Here is an 18,236-nt window from a genome sequence, read left to right on the forward strand (position 1 = left end):
ATGGCGCTCACCCGTGAGCAGATGGCCACCCGCGCGGCCGCGGAGCTGACCGACGGCGACTACGTCAACCTCGGCATCGGCCTGCCGACCCTTGTGCCCAACTACGTGCCCGACGACGTCGAGATCGTCCTGCAGTCCGAAAACGGGATCCTCGGTGTCGGCCCCTACCCGCTCGACGAGGACGTCGACGCCGACCTGATCAACGCCGGCAAGGAGACGGTCACCCTGCGCAAGGGCGCCTCGATCTTCGACTCGGCCACGAGCTTCGGCATGATCCGCGGCGGCAAGGTCGACGCGGCCATCCTCGGCGCGATGCAGGTCGCGGCCAACGGCGACATCGCCAACTGGATGATCCCCGGCAAGATGGTCAAGGGCATGGGTGGGGCCATGGACCTCGTCCACGGCGCGAAGAAGGTCATCGTCCTCATGGAGCACGTCGCCAAGGACGGCTCGCACAAGATCGTGCAGGAGTGCGCCCTGCCCCTGACGGGCAAGGGCGTGGTCCAGCGGATCATCACCGACCTGGCCGTCATCGACGTCACCCCCGACGGGCTCGTCCTGCGCGAGCTCGCTCCCGGCGTCACCACCGAAGAGGTCGTCGACAAGACGGGTGCCGAGCTGACCGTCGACCTCGTCTGAGGAGCCGGGTCAGGCTCGACGGACCTTGGTCAGGCTCGCGGAGCTGACCCGGGTCGTCGGGCCGAGCGCCCGCACGGCCGGCCAGTGCGGGCTGCGCTGCACGAGAGAGGTCACCGACCCCGGGGCGCTCGTCGTGACGACGAGCACGGGCGCGCGCTGCCCGGCGGCGATGGCCGGATCGCTCGTGCGGCCCCCACCCGTGCGGGCCAGCACGACCCGGGTGCCGGTGTAGCTGTTGCGGAAGTAGTCGGCGAGCTGGGCCGAGACGAGCGAGGAGCTCGACCCGGAGAAGCGCATGGTCCGGAAGCCGCTGGCGACCAGGTCGCTCGCGACGGCGGACGGGACCCGCGTCGTCGGGCCGATGAGCCGCACGGTGCGCACGCCGGCGCGCGTCAGAGCCGCCTTGGACCGCCAGCCGACCCGTGTCGAGCCCGCCCACACGATCGGCTCGCGCCGCGGCCCGGCGACGGCGGCGAAGGCACCGGCCTCGGGGACACTCGCCTGGGTCGAGGCCGCAGCCACGGTGACCGGGCCCTGCTGACGCATGAGGTCGACCACGGCGGCACCCGTGGCGTCCTTGTCGGACAGGCCGACCCGGGTCACGGCGATGCCGCGCGCCCGCAGCTGGTCGACGACGCTCGAGGTGACCATCGGTGACCCGGCGACGACGTAGGCCCGCGTCACCTGCGAGCCGCGACGGTCCAGCTCGCGCACGGTCGCCCCGGTGAGCTGGTTGCGCCCGCTGAGCAGCAGCGGTGCTCCCAGCGAGCCGGCCAGCGGCCGGGCCATGACGAGGTGCGCCACGTCGCTCTCGTAGCTGCTGGCGATGACGACGCTCCTCGCCGAGACCGGGACGCTGCTGCGTGAGACCTCTGCGGCGAGGTCTGCGGCGCTGGCACCGGCGGTCCGGGAGATCGGCCGCTGGGTGGCGGCGGACGACAGGCCGAGCGCCCGACGCATGGCGTCGCCACCCATGCTGCGGGTGGCGCCCGTCGACGAGGTCGCCACCGCGGTGCGCACGGTGCCCGCGGAGGTGCGGTCGGAGAGGTTGAGCGCGGCGACGTCGGGCAGACCGAAGGCGCTGGCCAGCTTGGTGCCGGTGACCGTCGTCGTCCAGCTGCGCCGGGGGTTGTCGGCCGTGGTGCTCCACGGGTCGGAGACGCTGCGCAGGTAGGGCACCGGCGCACCGAGGAAGACATCCTCGTTGTTGACCGTGCGGCCGCTCGACGACGAGGAGTACAGCGCCTCGATGATCTGCCCGGCGTAGCGCGGGACGTAGCCCGTCGTGCTGCTGCCGCCCGCGGCGACGGCGGCACGCCACTGGGGCCAGGCGCTCGCCTCGACCCCCTCGGGCACCGGCCCGTAGACCTGGTCGCTGATGCTGTCGTGGACGTGGCAGGCGCACGCGGACCGCACGCCGGCGGAGACCTTGCGCAGGGCGTAGCTGCGCGCGGCGGCCGCCTGGGCCTCGAGCGCGGCACGCGGCCAGCTCCACGGCACCTCGCGGATCTGGTCGAGGTACTCGTCGGCCAGGCGCAAGTGGAGCACGCCCTGCAGGGTCGCGGCACCCGGGGTGGGCGTGATGACGAAGGGGGCGTGACGGTACCTCTTCGAGCCGAGGCCGAGGTCGGTGCGGGACTCGTCCCACGTCACCTGGACCGACGAGCCGGAGACTGAGGTCGGCGAGCACCCGCTGCACGAGGCGACGACGGAGGACCCGCTGCGGCGCAGGGTGAGCGTCTGGCCGGCGCTCGTCGTCAGGGTGCGCCCGCCGGCGGCGACGGTGAGCCGCCCACCGTTGGTGCCGGTTGCGCGCCCGCTGACGCTCGTCGTCGTGGCACCGGAGACGATGTTGACCCGGATCGTCTGGGTGTCGGGCACCTGGTCGTAGGTCGTGCCGGTGTAGTAGCTCGCGAGGATCTGCTGGGCGCTGCGCCCGGCCTTGGCCTGGGCGAGGGCGCCGTACTGGCTCATGCCCACGCCGTGCCCGAAGCCGCTGCCGGAGAAGGACCACGAGGCCGGGACCGCGGCGGCGGCCGTGGTCGTCGTCGGCGCCGCACCGGCCCGGTCCGTGTCGGCGCCGGCAGCACCGACCCCGACGAGGGTCATCGCGAGCGCGCTCGTCATGGCGACGAGGGAGCGCAGGCCTCGACGGGGCACCACCCTGATCATGCGGGTGATTGTCCTCGCGTCAGGCCCCATCGGGAAGACCCTGGGAGAGTTGTGAGGGACTCGTGAGGAAGCCCATGCCCCACGACCAGTGCATCGTCGCGATCGCGGCGGGGACGCGCACGCGCACGGCGGGGTCCTCCCCCTTCGAGATGAGCCATCCGCCGGCCGTGACGGCCGCGGCGTACCCGGCGGGCACGAGCAGGGCCGGACGCCAGGCGAGGCCCAAGGCCGTCGCCGCGAGCGTCCCGACGACCATGGTCGGCGGGGCGAGGTAGCGGGCGTTGGCGGTCCCGGGGTGCCGGCGGGCGACGACGCGGCGCCACCGGCCGTAGTTGAAGTACTGGTCGGCGAGCCGGCCCAGGGTGGAGCGCGGCCGGTAGGTGACGACGAGGTCGGGGGTGAACCAGACGCGGCCGCCGGACTCGCGGATGCGGTGGTTCATCTCCCAGTCCTGCGCCCGCTCGAAGTGCGGGTCGTAGCCACCGACGCGCTCCAGGGCCGAGCGGCGGAAGACCCCGAGGTAGACCGTGTCGGCCTCGCCGGCGCCGCCACCGGTGTGGAAGCGGGCACCACCGACGCCCAGGGGGCTCTTCATCGCGCAGGCGATGGCCCGCTCGAGCGGGCTGACCCCGACGGCGTCCATGATCCCGCCGACGTTGTCGGCGCCGGTCTCCTCGAGGGCTGCGACGGCGCGGCTGAGGTAGTCGACGGGGATCTCGGCGTGGGCGTCGACGCGGGCCACGATGTCACCGGTCGAGGCGCCGATGGCAGCGTTGAGGGCGTCGGGCGTCCGCCCCGAGGGGTTGGGCACGGTGCGCACCCGAGTGTCCGCGGCCGCCAGGTCGGCGGCGACGGCGTCGGTGCCGTCGTGCGAGGGGCCGAGCGCGAGCACGATCTCGAGCTCACCGGGCCAGTCCTGGTCGAGGACCATCCGGACCGAGTCGGCGAGGTGCCGTTCTTCGTTGAGCACGGGCATGACGACGCTGACTCGGGGGGACACGCGCTCCAGTATGGACAACGTCACGGCCCTCCCGTGCCGGACTCGCCGCCCTCGTCATGCGACCTGCCAGCCTTTGCTCCTATCCTCGTCGGCATGCCTGAACGCCCCCACCGCCCACGTCGGCCCTCCGACGACCGCTCCACAGGTCGTCGGGGCGACGACGACGCGATGACCTTCGACGTGCGTCGCGGCCGTGCCGACGACGAGAGCGCGCGGGCCATCCCGACCGGCCGGCGACAGGCACCACCACGCCGCTCCCCCGCAGCGGCCGCCGAGCGGCCGACGCGGCCCCGTCAGGCGGCGTCTCGCCCCCGCCAGCCCACCGAGGAGCCCCGGACCCGGGTCATGCCCGCCGGGACTCCCCCTTCGCGCCCGTCGCCCGAGCGCCCACGTCGCCCCTCCGCGCGTGACGGTGGACCACGCCGCCCGGCAGGCGGTGGCGGCGGCCCCCGCCGGCCTGCAGACCGCCCCGTCGGCACCGGAGGACCGAAGGGGGGAGGTCGCCGCAACCCGCTGCGCACCGTGGGCATCTGCCTGCTCGTCCTCGCCCTGCTCTGGGGCGGCGGGATGATCTGGGCGGTCAACAGCGCCTGGTCCAATGTCGCCAAGGTCGACGCGACCCCCGAGGGCGAGCGCCCCGACAGCGAGGGCCGCAACGTCCTGCTCGTCGGCAGCGACTCCCGTGAGGGCCTGACCGACGAGCAGCGTCGGGAGTTCGGGACCGGCTCCGACACCGGCGGGGCTCGCACCGACTCGATCCTCGTGCTGCACACCGGCGGCGGGAAGTCCACGCTGCTGTCGATCCCTCGCGACTCCTACGTCGAGATCCCGGGCAATGGCATGAACAAGATCAATGCCGCCTTCAGCATCGGCGGGCCCAAGCTGCTCAGCCAGACCATCGAGCACAACACCGGGCTGAAGATGGACGGCTACATGGAGATCGGCTTCGGCGGCTTCGCGCAGGTCGTCGACGCGGTCGGCGGGGTCAACATCTGCGTCAAGAACGACATGGACGACCCCAAGGCGCACATCGACCTCAAGAAGGGCTGCCAGGACATGGACGGCAAGACCGCCCTGGGCTACGTGCGCGCCCGCTACTCCGACCCCGAGGGCGATCTCGGTCGCGCCAAGCGCCAGCGCCAGTTCCTCGGTGCGCTCATGGGCAAGGTCGTCACCCCGAGCACCATGCTCCAGCCGTGGAAGATCCACTCCCTCGGCAAGGACAGCGAGGGCGCCCTCACCGTCGGCGAGGACGACTCGATGATCGGCACGGCACGGGCCTTCTGGGCCTTCCGCAGCATCGCCAAGGGCGACGGCAACTCGGTGACCGTGCCGGTGTCCAACAACAACCTACCGACGCCGGTGGGCTCGGCCGTCCAGTGGGACGAGACGCAGGCACCCAAGCTCTTCGAGGACCTCAAGGCGGACCGGCCGATCACCGTCGAGCCCGACGACAGCTGACCGCTCAGTCGCTCACGAGCAGGACGACGAGGGTGCGCGGGCCGTGCACGCCCTCGACCCGGTCGAGCTCGATGTCGCTCGTCGCGCTGGGTCCACTGATCCAGGTCTGCGGGCGCAGCGGGTCGAGGCGACGCACGGCGTGCGGCACGTCGGGAACGACCTGGCCGGCGCGGACGATGACGACGTGCCGATCGGGCAGCAGGGTGAGCGCCCGCCGCCCCTGCCCGGTGCCGTGGTCGAGCACGACCGTGCCGGTCGCGGCGATGCCGACCGCGCAGGTCGTGACGACGCTGTCGAAGTCCTCGAGCTCGTGGTCACCGACGTCGCCCGTGGAGACGGCGGCTGCGCCGAGGCGCTCGACGACGGCGTCGTGGACCGCGTCGGGCACCCCCTCGGGCACGAGGACCCGCTCGCTCTCGCGCAGGGCGGTGAGCACGTGGACCGGCACCTCGTGGGGGTGGCAGCGCACGACGGTGGCCCGGTAGTCCGACACGAGCTCGGCGAAGCGGTCGAGCATCTGCCCGGGATCGGCGGGCGGCAGCGTCGGCTGCGGCTCTGGCGCCGCGCCCGGCTCGGCGCCACGGACCGCCTCGCGGACCGCGGCCAGGATCTCCTCACGCGCGCTGCTCATCGCGACCTCCCCTTCCACCACTGCCGGAACGACTGCCGGGGCGGGACGGGCAGGTCCCTCGCCTCGGTCCACTTGTGCCCGATCGAGGGCAACCAGCCGAGCACCGCTCTGCCGGAGGCGTTGTCGCGTCGGCTCACCCGGTCGAGGACCCGGCCCGCGAGCCCGCTGGCGCGCTGGCCGAGCGAGAGGCGACGGGCGTCCGACAGGGCCCAGGCGGCCGCCTTCATCGCCGCGGCCTCGGGCGCGGGGACGCGGTCCTCGCGGTGCGCGTCGACGACCTGCGAGCGGAGGTCGACGAGCACGGTCGGGATGTCGATCTTGACCGGGCAGACCTCGTAGCAGGCGCCGCACAGGCTCGAGGCGAAGGGGAGGGAGTCCACCTGGTCGCTCTCGCCGACCCCCTTGAGCAGGGGGTTGAGGATCGCGCCGATGGGGCCCGGGTAGACCGAGCCGTAGGCGTGGCCGCCGGTGCGCTCGTAGACGGGGCAGATGTTGAGGCAGGCGGAGCAGCGGATGCACCGCAGCGCCTGCCGGCCGACCTCGTCCGCCAGGGCGCGGGAGCGGCCGTTGTCGAGCAGGACGACGTGGCACTCCTGCGGGCCGTCACCCTCGGTGACACCGGACCACGTCGAGGTGTAGGGGTTCATCCGCTCCCCCGTGCTCGAGCGCGGGAGCAGCTGGAGGAAGACGTCGAGGTCGTCCCAGGTGGGCACGACCTTTTCGATCCCGACGACGCTCACGAGCACCTCGGGGAGCGTGAGGCACATGCGGCCGTTGCCCTCGGACTCGACGACCACGAGCGACCCCGTCTCGGCGACGGCGAAGTTGGCCCCGGAGACGGCGACCTTGGCCCGCAGGAACTTCTCCCGCAGGTGCAGGCGGCTCGCCTCGGCCAGGGCCGCCGGGTCGTCCGTCAGGTCGTCGGGGGCGGGCCGTCCGACCTGGCCCATCTCGCGGGTGAAGATGTCGCGGATCTCGGTGCGGTTGCGGTGGATCGCGGGCACGAGGATGTGGCTCGGCAGGTCGTGCCCGAGCTGGACGATGAGTTCGGCGAGGTCGGTCTCCCAGGCGGAGATGCCTCGCCGCTCGAGGGCCTCGTTGAGCTCGATCTCCTGGGTGGCCATCGACTTGACCTTGACGACCTCGTCGACGCCGTGGCCGGCCGCGATGTCGCCGACGATCTGGCAGGCCTCGTCGGCGGTGCGCGCCCAGTGGACGGTAACGCCGCGCGCGGTCAGCTGCTCCTCGAGCTGCACGAGGTGCTCGTCGAGCCCGTGGAGCGCCCGGTCCTTGAGGCTGGCGGCGCGGGTGCGCAGACCCTCCCAGTCATCGAGCTCGCCGATGACCCCGGCGCGCTTGTCCCGGATCGTGTGGGTGGCGTTGTGGAGGTTGCGGCGCAGCTGGTCGTCGGCCAGGGCGTCGACGGCCGCCTCGGGGAAGGGCGGCATGCCGAGGAAGGTGGCGTTGCTCATGCCGGCACCTCCTCGGTCGCGGCGAGGACCTCGGCGAGATGCATGGTCCGCACGCCGGAGCCCTGGCGCGAGAGGATCCCGCCGATCTGCATGAGGCACGAGGAGTCGCCGGCGACGAGGACCTCGGCACCCGACGCGACCGCGTGCGCCGCCTTGTCCTGCCCCATCGCGGCGGAGACGTCGGCGTTCTTGACCGCGAAGGTCCCGCCGAAACCACAGCACTCCCGCTCCTGCGGCAGGTCCACCAGCTCGAGGCCACGGACCGCCTCGAGCAGGCGGCGGGGCCGGTCGCCCACCCCGAGCATGCGCAGGGAGTGGCACGTCGGGTGGTAGGCGACCGCGTGCGGGAACGATGCGCCGACGTCGGTCACCCCGAGCACGTCGACGAGGAACTCGGACAGCTCGTAGGCACGCGGGCCGTGGCGGTCGACGGCCGCGACGAGGTCGGCGTCGCCGGAGCGGCGGGCGATGATGCCGTGCTGGTGGCGGACGGAGCCGGCGCACGATCCCGAAGGGAGGACGACGGCCTCGTGGTCGGCGAAGGTCTGCGCGTACGAGCGCACGACCGGCTCGGCCTCGTCGAAGTAGCCGGTGTTGATCATCGGCTGGCCGCAGCAGGTCTGCGCCGGCGGCACGTCGACCTCCACCCCCAGCCGCTGGAGCAGTCGGACGGTGGCCTGCGCGACGTCGGGGAACATCGTGTCCCCGACGCACGTGGCCATGAGGGCGACTCTCATGCTGCTGCCTCCTCGACGGTGGTGCCGGTGCCATCTGCAGGCTATGCCACGGACCCGCCCCGGTGACGCCCATCACACGCCGGATACGCTCGGCCCATGAACACGCTGCAGAGGATCGGGGTCGTCGGGTGCGGCCTCATGGGTGCCGGAATCGCCGAGGTCTGTGCCCGGGCGGGCTCGGACGTCGTCGTCGTCGAGTCGAGCCAGGAGCGCGCCGATGCCGGTCGCGGACGGCTGGAGAAGTCACTGCGCCGCGCGCAGGAGCGCGGCCGGCTCGAGAGTGCCGACGCGGTCCTCGAGCGGATCCGGGTGGTCACCGAGCTCACCGAGCTCGCCGACCGCGACATGGTCGTCGAGGCGATCGTCGAGGACGAGGGCGCCAAGGTCGACCTCTTCAAGCAGCTCGACGAGATCGTCGAGTCGCCGGACGCGATCCTCGCCTCCAACACCAGCTCGATCCCGATCATGAAGCTCGCTACGGTCACCAAGCGTCCGGCGAACGTCCTGGGCGTCCACTTCTTCAACCCCGTGCCGGTCCTCAAGCTCGTCGAGCTCGTCCCGTCGCTGATGACGGCCGACGAGACGGTCGAGCGGGCCCGCAGCTACGTCGACGGCGAGCTCGGCAAGCACGCCATCACCTGCCAGGACCGCGCCGGCTTCGTCGTCAACAGCCTGCTCATCCCCTTCATCCTCAGCGCGATCCGCATGTACGAGTCGGGCTTCGCGACCGCCGAGGACATCGACCAAGGCTTCGTCCTGGGCGCGGCCCACCCGCAGGGCCCGCTCGCCCTCGCCGACCTCATCGGCCTGGACACGACGATGGCCGTCGCCCAGTCGCTCTACGAGGAGTTCAAGGAGCCGCTCTACGCTCCCCCGCCGCTGCTCGCCCGCATGGTCGACGCCAACCTCCTCGGCCGCAAGGCCGGTCGCGGGTTCTACACCTACGACGGCTGAGCTCACCCGTCACTCGATTCTCGGGTCACCCGGAAAACCTCCCCTTCGCAAGGGTTTGAAACCCTTGCGAAGGGGAGGTTTCTCGTGCTGAGTCCGACACGGGTCAGCGCGCGGTGGGCAGACCCTTGAGCAGCTGGCGCGCCATGACGACCCGCTGCACCTGGTTGGTGCCCTCGTAGATCTGGGTGATCTTGGCGTCGCGCATCATCCGCTCGAGCGGGAAGTCACGCGTGTAGCCGGCGCCACCGAGGAGCTGGACCGCATCGGTCGTCACCTTCATCGCGACGTCGGAGGCGAAGCACTTGGCCGCGGCACCGAAGAAGGACAGGTCGGCGTCGTGGCGCTCGGACTTGGCTGCGGCGACGTAGACCATCTGGCGCGCGGCCTCGAGCTCCATCGCCATGTCGGCGAGCATGAACTGGATGCCCTGGAAGTCGGCGATGTGCTTGCCGAACTGCTGGCGCTCCTTGACGTAGGCCAGCGCCTCGTCGAGGGCGCCCTGGGCGATGCCGACGGCCTGCGCGCCGATCGTCACGCGGGTGTGGTCGAGGGTGCGCAGAGCGATCTTCAGGCCCTCGCCCTCGGCGCCGACGATGCGGTCGCCGGGGATGCGGCAGTTGTCGAAGTGCAGCTCTCGCGTCGGGCTGCCCTTGATGCCGAGCTTGCGCTCCTTCTCCGAGAAGCCGAAGCCCTCGTCGGACTTCTCGACGACGAAGGCCGAGATGTTGTTGCCTCGGGGGCCGTCGGGGTCGGTGACCGCCAGGACGGTGTAGAGCTCGGACTCACCGGCATTGGTGATCCAGGCCTTCTGGCCGTTGAGGACCCAGTCGTCGCCGTCCTTGGTGGCCTTGCACTTCATGCCCGCCGTGTCGGACCCGGCCTCGCGCTCGGAGAGGCCGTAGCTGAAGCCCTCCCCCTTCGCCAGGCGCGGCATGTACCGGGCGTTGATCTCCTCGGACCCGCCGAGGATCACCGGCATCGAGCCGAGCTTGTTGACGGCCGGGATGAGCGAGGACGACGCGCAGACGCGCGCGACCTCCTCGATGATGATGCACACAGCGAGGGCGTCGGCACCGACGCCGCCGTGCTCCTCGGCCACGTGGGCCGCGTGGAAGTCCGAGGCGATGAGGGCCTGGTTGGCCTCGCTCGGGAAGCGGGACTCCTCGTCCACCTCGGCGGCGAAGGGCTTGATCTTCGCCTCCGCGACGGCCCGGACGGCCTCACGGATCGCCTCGTGGTCCTCGGAGGTACGGAACATGTCGAAGTCGGGGTTCGCGCTCACGGCCGTGATGCTACCGGCCGCCCCAACGGCCTTGCACAGGTGTTCAACGACAAGACGCGCGCCCAAGGTCTGTCGCCTGCCCACACAGTCACGATCAGGCACAGGTCAACCGGAGCCGCCCGGACCAACCGGAGCCGACCCGAAGCTGGCCGGAGCCAGCCGGACGAGACTCAGCTGTCGGTGCCGAAGAGATCGCGGGTGTAGACCTTGTCGGCCACGTCCGCGAGGTCGGCGGTCTGCCGGTTGGCGATGATGACGTCGGCGACCGCCTTGAACTCCTCGAGGTCGCGGTAGACCTTCGACCCGAAGAACTCGTCCTCGTCGAGCGCCGGCTCGAAGATGACGACCTGCACGCCCTTGCCCTTCAGGCGCTTCATGATCCCCTGGATCGAGGAGGCCCGGAAGTTGTCCGACCCGGCCTTCATGATCAGGCGGTGGACGCCGACGACCTTGGGCTGGCGGCGCAGGATGTCCTCGGCGACGAAGTCCTTGCGGGTGCGGTTGGAGTCGACGACGGCCTGCATGAGGTTCTGCGGGACGTCCTGGTAGTTGGCCAGCAGCTGCTTGGTGTCCTTGGGCAGGCAGTAGCCGCCGTAGCCGAAGGACGGGTTGTTGTAGTGCGTGCCGATGCGCGGGTCGTGGCCGACGCCGTCGATGATCTGGCGGGTGTTGAGCCCGTGCGTGGCCGCGAAGGTGTCGAGCTCGTTGAAGTAGGCGACGCGCATCGCGAGGTAGGTGTTGGCGAAGAGCTTGATCGCCTCGGCCTCGGTGGAGTCGGTGAGCAGCACCGGCACGTCGGTGTCCTCGGCGCCCTGCACGAGCAGGTCGGCGAAGCGGCGGGCGCGGTCGCTGACCTCGCCGACGACGATCCGGCTGGGGTGGAGGTTGTCCTGCAAGGCCTTGCCCTCGCGCAGGAACTCGGGGCTGAAGATGAGGTTGTCCGTGCCGAGCTTGTCGCGCAGCCCGCTGGTGAAGCCGACGGGGATCGTGGACTTGACGACCATGACGGCGTCGGGGTTGATCTCCATGACATCGCGCACGACGCCCTCGACCGAGCTGGTGTTGAAGTAGTTGGTGTCCGGGTCGTAGTCGGTCGGCGTCGCGATGACGACGAAGTCGGCCCCCGCGTAGGCGGTCTGCTTGTCCAGTGTGAAGGTCAGGTCCAGGTCACGGTGGGCGAGGAAGTGGATGATCTCCTCGTCCTGGATCGGGCTCGTACCGGCGTTGAGCATCTCGACGCGGCGAGCGTCGATGTCGAAGCCGACCACCTCGTTGTGCTGGGCCAGCAGGACGGCCATGGACAGGCCGACGTATCCCGTCCCGACGACGGCGATCTTGGTAGTCACGTGCTTCCTCACTGCTCGGGTCTGGGGTGGGCTCCCCGGCGCATTATGGCCGACGAAGACGGACATTCCGTGACAAGGCGTGGCGTGGGCCGTTGATTCCCCGGCCACGGGGGCGTTGGATGGTCTCCATGAGCCTGACGCACAAGAACGACACCGAGACCATGCGGCGCCTCATCGCCGACCCCGGCACGTGGGTCGTCGTCGGACTGAGCAACAACACCGAGCGCGACGCGCACCGCGTGGCTCGCTGGCTCAAGTACGAGATGCACAAGGCGATCATCCCGGTGCACCACGAGGCCGAGGTCGTCGACGGCGATCAGGGCTACGCCACCATCTCCGACATCCCTGACGGCGACGTCAAGGTCATCGACCTCTTCGTCAACAGCGGCGAGGTCGGCGCGCTCGTCGACGAGGCCATCGCCCACAAGGACCGCCTGAAGATCGACGCGATCTGGATGCAGCTCGGCGTCGAGGACCCGGCCGCGGCCGACCGCGCCAAGGAGGCCGGCCTGCAGGTCGTCATGAACACCTGCCCCAAGATCGAGTGGCGCCAGCTGCGCAACGAGGGCGCCGCGCGCTGAGCTCAGCCGCCGGCGACGCGCTGGCGCAGCCGCTCCCCCTTCGCGTGGGCCTGCGCCGACAGGTCCTCGGCAAACCGGGCCAGCGCCTGACGCAACCGCTGCGCCTCCTCCCCCTCGCCGGCGGCAAGGATGCGCACGGCCATCAGGCCGGCATTGCGCGCTCCGCCGACGGCCATGGTCGCGACGGGGATGCCGGCGGGCATCTGCACGATCGACAGCAGCGAGTCCATGCCGTCCAGGTGCTTCAGCGGCACAGGCACGCCCACGACCGGCAGGGGCGTCACCGAGGCGAGCATGCCGGGCAGGTGCGCGGCGCCGCCGGCACCGGCGATGATCACCCGCAGGCCCCTCCCTTCGGCCTGCTGCCCGTACTCGACCATCTCGGTGGGCATGCGGTGAGCGGAGACGACGTCGGCCTCGAAGACGATGCCGAACTCCTCGAGCACGTCGGCGGCCGCCTCCATCGTCGGCCAGTCGCTGTCGCTGCCCATGACGAGCCCGACACGGGGACCCTCGGTGCTGCTCACACTGCTCATTCCACGATCACTCCCTGGATGTAGTCGGCAGCGTGCCGAGCACGCTCCCGCAGGTCCGTCAGGTCGGTGCCGCTGACGTTGACGTGGCCGATCTTGCGACCGGGGCGCACGCCCTTGCCGTAGAGGTGCACCTTGAGCTCCGGGTCGCGGGCCATGAGGTGCCGGTAGGTGGGGTAGAGGTCTTGGTGCTCGCCGCCGAGCACGTTGCCCATGACGGTCCACGGCTCGCGGGCCCGGGGCGAGCCGAGCGGCAGGTCGAGGACGGCGCGCAAGTGCTGCTCGAACTGCCCGGTCACCGCGCCGTCCATGCTCCAGTGGCCGGAGTTGTGCGGCCGCATCGCGAGCTCGTTGACGACGACCGAGCCGTCGGCGAGCTCGAAGAGCTCGACGGCCATGACCCCGGTGACACCCAGGGCGGCCGCGATGTCGAGCCCGACGAGGGTCGCCGCCTCGGCGGCCTCGGGGGCCAGGTCGGGGGCCGGCGCGATGACCTCGGTGCAGATGCCGTCGGTCTGGACCGTCTCGACGACCGGCCACGCCGCGGCCTGGCCGGAGGGGCTGCGGGCGAGCAGCACGGCGAGCTCGCGGACGAAGGGGACGGCCTCCTCGAGGAGCAGCTCCTCGTCACGCTCCGCCGCGGCGGCGAGCCAGTCGCGCACGTCGTCGACGGTGTCGGCCACGAGCACCCCCTTGCCGTCGTAACCGCCGCGCGGGGTCTTGACGACGAGCGGCCAACCGGTCTCGTCGCCGAAGGCCACGACGTCGGCCTCGGTCCGGGCCGCAGCCCACCGGGGGCACGGGACGCCGGCACCGGTGAGGGCGCGCCGCATGACGAGCTTGTCCTGGGCGTGCCGCAGCGCCTGAGGGGTCGGGTGGACCGCGACGCCGTCGGCGACCAGCGCCTCGAGGACGTCGGCCGGCACGTGCTCGTGGTCGAAGGTGACGACATCGCAGTGCCGGGCGAAGTCGCGCACCGACGCGACGTCGGTGTGGTCACCGACCGGGGCGAAGGGGGTGACGAGCGCGGCTGCGGCGTCGGGCGCCTCGGCGAGCACGGCGAGGGTGACGCCAAGCTCGGCGGCCGGCCCGGCACACATCCGGGCGAGCTGACCACCACCGATCACACCGACGACGGGGAATCCTCCGGGGGCGCGTGGGGGTGTCGACACCTGCCCAAGGATACGTGGCCGACAGTGCCGGCCGTCGCGGATTACGCTGCTCGGGATGCCAGACACCACACGGACGGCCTCCGGGGCCGCAGACGACGTCACGCCGCCCCGTCGCCGCAGCGGGCTCGGGCGCCTCGTCGACACGATCTGGCACGAGGTCGCGAAGTTCGGTCTCATCGGCGCGATCAGCTTCGTCATCGACCTCGGCGGCATGAACCTCCTGACCCACACCGTCCTCGAGGGCAAGCCGACGACGGCACGCATCCTGAGCGGCGTCGCCGCGACGCTCTTCGCGTGGTTCGGCAACCGCAGCTGGACCTTCGCGCACCGACGCTCCCGCCCGGTGCACCACGAGGTCACCCTCTTCTTCGTCGTCAACGGCCTCGCGCTGGTCATCTCGACGCTGTGCCTGGTCATCTCGCACTACGTCCTCGGCTTCGAGTCCCGCCTGGCCGACAACATCGCGACCGTCTTCGGCATCGGCCTGGGCACGCTCTTCCGCTTCTGGACCTACCGCCGCTTCGTCTTCGCGCACGAGCCGATGGACGTCGACACCTCTCCCCTGTCCGACGAGGACCCCCCGGCCTGACCCTCTCAGCGGCTGCCGGGGCCGGAGAGGAAGATCGAGAAGACGGCCGGCTGGGCCTGGACCAGCTCGAGCCGACCACCGTTGCGCTCGGCGAGCTGCCGGGCCAGCCCCAGGCCGAGCCCGGAGCCGTGCGAGGTCACCGACCGTTCGAAGATGTGCGGAGCGATCGCTGCGGGGATGCCCTCGCCCTCGTCACGCACCTCGATGACGACCGAGGTGCCCGAGCCGCGCACCTCGATCTCGACCCGACCGGCGCCGTGGGCGAGCGCATTTTCGATGAGGGTCTGCAGGATCTGGGAGAGGTCGACCGGCGAGGCCCGCACGGCCAGTCCGGGCGGGCCGACGACCCGCATCGTGCGGTGGGCCGCGGAGAAGGCCGGCTGGTACTCGCGCTGCAGCCCCGCGAGGACCGAGTCGAGGGAGATCTCGGGCAGCTGCGCCGCCTCCCCCTTGGAGCGTGAGCGCATCGTGTCGACGACGCCGGTGAGCCGCTCGACCTGGGTCACCGCCACCGCCGCCTCGTCGCGGATCGCGTCGAGGTCGTCGGTCTGGCCGATCTCCTCCAGGCGCATGAGCAGGGCGGTCAGGGGCGTGCGCAGCTGGTGCGAGGCGTCGGCGGCGAAGTCCCGGTCGAGGGCGCGCTGCTGGGCGAGCTCACCGGCCAGCCGCGCGAGGTCGCCGGTGACCTTGTCGATCTCGGTGAGGCCGACGAGCGGGCGGGGCAGGGCCCCCTCCCCCTCGCGGATCGCCCGGACCTGCCGGTCGAGGAAGGCCAGACCGCGCTGGCGCCGTCGCTCGAGGACGCGCAGGACGAGCAGCGCCACCCCGCCGACCGTCACCACGGCGACGAGCGGTGAGATGACGGTCCAGGCGACGAGGTCGAGGCCCAGGACCGCGTCGTGCGGCGACCCCGAGACCATCGCCACGCTGCCCAGGACGAGCGCGGTGACGACGGCCACCCCGACGATCGCCGCGACGAGGAGGCGGCGCACCCGGCCCGAGCCGGTCACGAGTCGAAGCGGAACCCGACGCCACGGACGGTGGCGATGTGTCTCGGGTCGGCGACGTCGTCCCCGAGCTTGCGGCGCAGAACGCTGATGTGCATGTCGAGGGCCTTGGTCGAGCCGTACCACTCCGTCTCCCAGACCTCGCCCATGAGCTGCTCGCGGGTGACGACCCGACCGGCCTCGCGGACGAGGACGCTCAGCACGGCGAACTCCTTGGCCGTCAGGGCCAGCTCCTCGCCGTGGAACCACACGCGGCGGCTGTCGCCGTCGATGCGCAGCGGGCCGGTCGGCTCGACGGCGTCGTCGGAGCGACGGCGCAGGAGCGCGCGCACCCGCGCCATGAGCTCGGCGAGGCGGAAGGGCTTGGTGACGTAGTCGTCGGCACCCGCGTCGAGCCCCACGACCGTGTCGACCTCGTCGGCGCGGGCGGTGAGGATCAGGACGGGGACGTCGGAGCCGGTCGCGCGCATCCGACGGCAGACCTCGAGCCCGTCGAGCGTGGGCAGACCCAGGTCGAGGACCAGCAGGTCGGGCGGGGCACCGACCGCCGCGTCGAGCGCGTCACGCCCGTCCTCGTGGACCGTCACCTCGTATCCCTCGCGGACGAGGGCCCGGGCCAACGGGTCGGAGATCGCGGCGTCGTCCTCGGCCAGCAGCACTCGTGTCATGGCGCGATCATAGGAACTCGAACTCAGACGTGCGCGGTGACATCCGCAGGACGCCGCACACCGGTGACGCGCACGAGGCGACTCGGGGCCACCTCGCCGATGCCGCGCAGCGCGCGCGGGCGGGTCGGCAGGGTCGAGAAGCCGCTCAGTGGCTCGAGGAGGCGGGCGAGCGCGTCGTCGACGAAGACCCCACCGGGCGGTGCCACCGCGGTCAGCCGGCTCGCGCGGTTGACCGTCGTGCCGAAGACGTCGCCGAGGCGACGCACGACCGGCCCGTGGGCCATGCCGACCCGGGCCGAGGGCAGCAGGTCGTCCTCGCCCATCGCCTCGACGAGGTCGAGCGCGATGGCCGCCGCGGGCGCGACCTCGAAGGTCTGGAAGAGCACCTCGTCACCGACGGTCTTGACCACCCGGCCGCCGTGGGCGGTGACGACGTCGGTGCACAGGTCCTCGAAGCGCTGGACCATGCGGGCGAGGTCGCGCTCGGTGAGCCGGCGCACGACCGAGGTGAAGTTGACCAGGTCGGCGAAGCCGATGACCGAGGCCCGGCTGCCGTCCTCCTCGACGGTGAGCAGCCGCTGGATCGTCGCGGTGAGCTGACGACGCCACACGTAGACCAGCAGCGGCTCGAGCTCGTCGGACAGCTCGGCGAGCCAGGCGGCCGCGGCCTCGGCGTCGCGGGTCGAGGTGGCCGCGGCACCGCGCGGGGTCGTGTCGTCGGCCGGCTCGTCGGGGTCGCCCTCGAGGGCGTCACCGCGGCGCAGCCGGGCGATCTCCTCGCTGACCAGCTGGCCCTGCCAGGCCGCCAGGCGGTCCATGGTGCGGGCGATGGCCCGGGTCATCGCGAGGGCGAACTCCTCGGGGATGTCACCCTCACGGACCATCGCCGCGACGCGGCTCAGCGCATCGAGGTCGGCCTCGGTGAACATCGCGTCGCCCTCCTGGACGACGGGGAACCCCATGGCGTGCCAGAACTTGCGGGCCGAGCGGATCGAGACGCCCGCGCCGCGGGAGACCTCACGGCGCCCCATGCTCGCGGGGCGGCCGAGCATGGCCCGCTCGAAGGCCTCGAGGGCCGGGTCGGGGGCGAGCTCGGGAGGGGACGACGGACCATCAGGCGGACCATCAGTCGGGCTGCTCGACAAGGCCACCTCCCTGCGCGTGTGGGGTCGGGTGACCGGTCGCGGTCACGGGCGAGGTGGCGTGCCCGCGGGGCGGATGTGCTGCACGTCACCTGCCGCCACCGTATCGAAGCGACCGTCAACGCTGATGACCAGCCTGCCGTCGGAGTCGACGTCGACGGCCCGCGCCGTCTCCACGGACCCGTCGGGCCGGTGCACGTCGACGAGCCGACCGATGGTCCCGCACGCGGCGCGGTAGTCGAGGTGGACCCCCTTCGCCCGGTCGCTGCCGTCGGCGAGGTCGGCGTGGAGGGCCCGCAGCCGGGTGAGGACCGCGGCGGCCAGCTTGGTGCGGTCGGGGGCAACGCCGGCGAGGCGAAGGGAGGTCGCCGTCGCCACGGGGAGCTGGTCACGTGCGTGGTGGACGTTGATGCCGATGCCCACGACGACCCCTTCCCCGGTGGGCAGCATCTGGCACAGGATCCCGCAGACCTTGCGCCCGTCGTCGGCGGGGAGCAGGACGTCGTTGGGCCACTTCAGCTCGGTCTCGACGCCGAGGGCGGCGACGGCGTCGCGGACGGCCAGGCCGGCGGCGAGGGGCAGCCAGCCGGGGTCGGGCACGCGGGGCACGACGACCGACATGGCCAGTCCCGCGCTGCGGGTCTCCTGCCAGGCCCGACCCAGGCGGCCGCGCCCGGCGGTCTGCAGCTCGGCGATGACGGGAGCCCACGGCCGGGCACGGTCCAGGGCCTCGGCATTGGTCGAGCCGACCTCGTCGAGATGGGCGACGGGGGCCCACCCGTGTGACGTGGGCAACGCCTCGGTCAGTCGGTGGACGTCGATCGGAGGGAGCACGGCGTCAAGGCTAGGC

The 18,236-nt window shown here is 71.9% G+C and carries 18 protein-coding genes; 5 read left to right on the forward strand and 13 right to left on the reverse strand.

Annotation, left to right across the window (positions count from 1 at the left end; genetic code table 11):
* Positions 1–639 carry a CoA transferase subunit B gene (locus NYE39_RS06380; RefSeq protein WP_341012155.1) on the forward strand — a complete coding sequence of 213 codons (639 nt, stop codon included), beginning with the start codon at positions 1–3 and terminating at the stop codon, positions 637–639.
* A gap of 9 nt (positions 640–648) precedes the next feature.
* Here NYE39_RS06380 and NYE39_RS06385 read toward each other — a convergent pair whose 3' ends face one another.
* Together NYE39_RS06385 and NYE39_RS06390 are read right to left on the reverse strand one after the other, a co-directional pair.
* Positions 649–2,811, reverse strand: a complete 2,163-nt coding sequence (locus NYE39_RS06385; protein WP_341012156.1) for a SpoIID/LytB domain-containing protein — start codon at positions 2,809–2,811, stop codon at positions 649–651.
* 19 nt (positions 2,812–2,830) lie between these two features.
* Positions 2,831–3,811 carry a glycosyltransferase family 2 protein gene (locus NYE39_RS06390; protein ID WP_445667064.1) on the reverse strand — a complete coding sequence of 327 codons (981 nt, stop codon included), beginning with the start codon at positions 3,809–3,811 and terminating at the stop codon, positions 2,831–2,833.
* 93 nt (positions 3,812–3,904) lie between these two features.
* Between NYE39_RS06390 and NYE39_RS06395 the strand changes: the two genes are divergently transcribed.
* Entirely contained in the window at positions 3,905–5,272 is a 1,368-nt protein-coding gene (locus NYE39_RS06395) for an LCP family protein (protein WP_341012157.1), read from the forward strand.
* A gap of 4 nt (positions 5,273–5,276) precedes the next feature.
* Here the strand turns inward: NYE39_RS06395 and NYE39_RS06400 are convergent, their stop codons facing one another.
* Genes NYE39_RS06400 through NYE39_RS06410 form a run of 3 tightly spaced genes read right to left on the reverse strand, consistent with a single transcriptional unit; the run spans position 5,277 to position 8,112 of the window.
* Positions 5,277–5,903, reverse strand: a complete 627-nt coding sequence (locus NYE39_RS06400; protein WP_341012158.1) for a LutC/YkgG family protein — start codon at positions 5,901–5,903, stop codon at positions 5,277–5,279.
* On the reverse strand, positions 5,900–7,375 hold the full coding sequence (locus NYE39_RS06405) for a LutB/LldF family L-lactate oxidation iron-sulfur protein (RefSeq protein WP_341012159.1): 1,476 nt from the start codon (positions 7,373–7,375) through the stop codon (positions 5,900–5,902). The genes NYE39_RS06400 and NYE39_RS06405 overlap by 4 nt, the downstream gene beginning before the upstream one ends.
* The gene (locus tag NYE39_RS06410) at positions 7,372–8,112 is read right to left on the reverse strand and encodes a (Fe-S)-binding protein (RefSeq protein WP_341012160.1); all 741 of its coding nucleotides are present in this window, start codon (positions 8,110–8,112) and stop codon (positions 7,372–7,374) included. Before NYE39_RS06410 ends, NYE39_RS06405 begins: the two co-directional genes overlap by 4 nt.
* A gap of 96 nt (positions 8,113–8,208) precedes the next feature.
* On the opposite strand from NYE39_RS06410, the gene NYE39_RS06415 reads away from it, so the two are divergent.
* Positions 8,209–9,066, forward strand: coding sequence for a 3-hydroxybutyryl-CoA dehydrogenase (locus NYE39_RS06415; RefSeq protein WP_084450340.1), 858 nt, complete (start codon positions 8,209–8,211; stop codon positions 9,064–9,066).
* A gap of 103 nt (positions 9,067–9,169) precedes the next feature.
* Here the strand turns inward: NYE39_RS06415 and NYE39_RS06420 are convergent, their stop codons facing one another.
* Together NYE39_RS06420 and NYE39_RS06425 are read right to left on the reverse strand one after the other, a co-directional pair.
* A complete protein-coding gene (locus NYE39_RS06420; RefSeq protein ID WP_200811169.1) occupies positions 9,170–10,348 on the reverse strand; it encodes an acyl-CoA dehydrogenase family protein in 1,179 nt (392 codons plus the stop codon).
* Positions 10,349–10,518: 170 nt separating this feature from the next.
* Positions 10,519–11,694 carry a nucleotide sugar dehydrogenase gene (locus NYE39_RS06425; RefSeq protein WP_341012161.1) on the reverse strand — a complete coding sequence of 392 codons (1,176 nt, stop codon included), beginning with the start codon at positions 11,692–11,694 and terminating at the stop codon, positions 10,519–10,521.
* A 128-nt stretch (positions 11,695–11,822) separates the two neighbouring features.
* Between NYE39_RS06425 and NYE39_RS06430 the strand changes: the two genes are divergently transcribed.
* Positions 11,823–12,275, forward strand: coding sequence for a CoA-binding protein (locus NYE39_RS06430; protein WP_072626292.1), 453 nt, complete (start codon positions 11,823–11,825; stop codon positions 12,273–12,275).
* A 2-nt stretch (positions 12,276–12,277) separates the two neighbouring features.
* Here the strand turns inward: NYE39_RS06430 and purE are convergent, their stop codons facing one another.
* Together purE and NYE39_RS06440 are read right to left on the reverse strand one after the other, a co-directional pair.
* Positions 12,278–12,766: a 5-(carboxyamino)imidazole ribonucleotide mutase gene (gene purE, locus NYE39_RS06435; RefSeq protein ID WP_445667086.1), complete on the reverse strand. Its 489-nt coding sequence runs from the start codon at positions 12,764–12,766 to the stop codon at positions 12,278–12,280.
* Between the two features lie 41 nt (positions 12,767–12,807).
* Entirely contained in the window at positions 12,808–13,980 is a 1,173-nt protein-coding gene (locus tag NYE39_RS06440; protein WP_185220606.1) for a 5-(carboxyamino)imidazole ribonucleotide synthase, read from the reverse strand.
* Between the two features lie 55 nt (positions 13,981–14,035).
* Here NYE39_RS06440 and NYE39_RS06445 point away from each other — a divergent pair, with 55 nt between their 5' ends.
* Positions 14,036–14,569, forward strand: coding sequence for a GtrA family protein (locus NYE39_RS06445; RefSeq protein ID WP_341012163.1), 534 nt, complete (start codon positions 14,036–14,038; stop codon positions 14,567–14,569).
* Positions 14,570–14,574: 5 nt separating this feature from the next.
* Here NYE39_RS06445 and NYE39_RS06450 read toward each other — a convergent pair whose 3' ends face one another.
* The 4 genes from NYE39_RS06450 to NYE39_RS06465 are packed head-to-tail and all read right to left on the reverse strand — an operon-like array spanning position 14,575 to position 18,220.
* Entirely contained in the window at positions 14,575–15,579 is a 1,005-nt protein-coding gene (locus NYE39_RS06450; protein ID WP_234993767.1) for a sensor histidine kinase, read from the reverse strand.
* Complete coding sequence (locus NYE39_RS06455) at positions 15,576–16,244, reverse strand: response regulator transcription factor (protein ID WP_341012164.1); 669 nt, start codon at positions 16,242–16,244, stop codon at positions 15,576–15,578. Before NYE39_RS06455 ends, NYE39_RS06450 begins: the two co-directional genes overlap by 4 nt.
* 23 nt (positions 16,245–16,267) lie before the next feature.
* Positions 16,268–17,395: an adenylate/guanylate cyclase domain-containing protein gene (locus tag NYE39_RS06460; protein ID WP_445667065.1), complete on the reverse strand. Its 1,128-nt coding sequence runs from the start codon at positions 17,393–17,395 to the stop codon at positions 16,268–16,270.
* A gap of 36 nt (positions 17,396–17,431) precedes the next feature.
* On the reverse strand, positions 17,432–18,220 hold the full coding sequence (locus tag NYE39_RS06465; RefSeq protein WP_341012166.1) for a biotin--[acetyl-CoA-carboxylase] ligase: 789 nt from the start codon (positions 18,218–18,220) through the stop codon (positions 17,432–17,434).
* Between the last annotated feature and the right edge of the window lie 16 nt (positions 18,221–18,236).

It is taken from the genome of Janibacter sp. FSL W8-0316 (assembly GCF_038004165.1).
GTDB classification, from domain to species: domain Bacteria; phylum Actinomycetota; class Actinomycetes; order Actinomycetales; family Dermatophilaceae; genus Janibacter; species Janibacter indicus.

What these genes read in the sequence shown, in the direction of transcription:
- NYE39_RS06400 (WP_341012158.1), bottom strand. Translation starts at nt 5,903, where the DNA reads ATGAGCAGCGCGCGTGAGGAGATCCTGGCCGCGGTCCGCGAGGCGGTC.
- NYE39_RS06410 (WP_341012160.1), bottom strand. Translation starts at nt 8,112, where the DNA reads ATGAGAGTCGCCCTCATGGCCACGTGCGTCGGGGACACGATGTTCCCC.
- NYE39_RS06405 (WP_341012159.1), bottom strand. Translation starts at nt 7,375, where the DNA reads ATGAGCAACGCCACCTTCCTCGGCATGCCGCCCTTCCCCGAGGCGGCC.
- NYE39_RS06445 (WP_341012163.1), top strand. Translation starts at nt 14,036, where the DNA reads ATGCCAGACACCACACGGACGGCCTCCGGGGCCGCAGACGACGTCACG.
- purE (WP_445667086.1), bottom strand. Translation starts at nt 12,766, where the DNA reads ATGGGCAGCGACAGCGACTGGCCGACGATGGAGGCGGCCGCCGACGTG.
- NYE39_RS06380 (WP_341012155.1), top strand. Translation starts at nt 1, where the DNA reads ATGGCGCTCACCCGTGAGCAGATGGCCACCCGCGCGGCCGCGGAGCTG.
- NYE39_RS06430 (WP_072626292.1), top strand. Translation starts at nt 11,823, where the DNA reads ATGAGCCTGACGCACAAGAACGACACCGAGACCATGCGGCGCCTCATC.
- NYE39_RS06395 (WP_341012157.1), top strand. Translation starts at nt 3,905, where the DNA reads ATGCCTGAACGCCCCCACCGCCCACGTCGGCCCTCCGACGACCGCTCC.
- NYE39_RS06385 (WP_341012156.1), bottom strand. Translation starts at nt 2,811, where the DNA reads ATGATCAGGGTGGTGCCCCGTCGAGGCCTGCGCTCCCTCGTCGCCATG.
- NYE39_RS06415 (WP_084450340.1), top strand. Translation starts at nt 8,209, where the DNA reads ATGAACACGCTGCAGAGGATCGGGGTCGTCGGGTGCGGCCTCATGGGT.
- NYE39_RS06455 (WP_341012164.1), bottom strand. Translation starts at nt 16,244, where the DNA reads ATGACACGAGTGCTGCTGGCCGAGGACGACGCCGCGATCTCCGACCCG.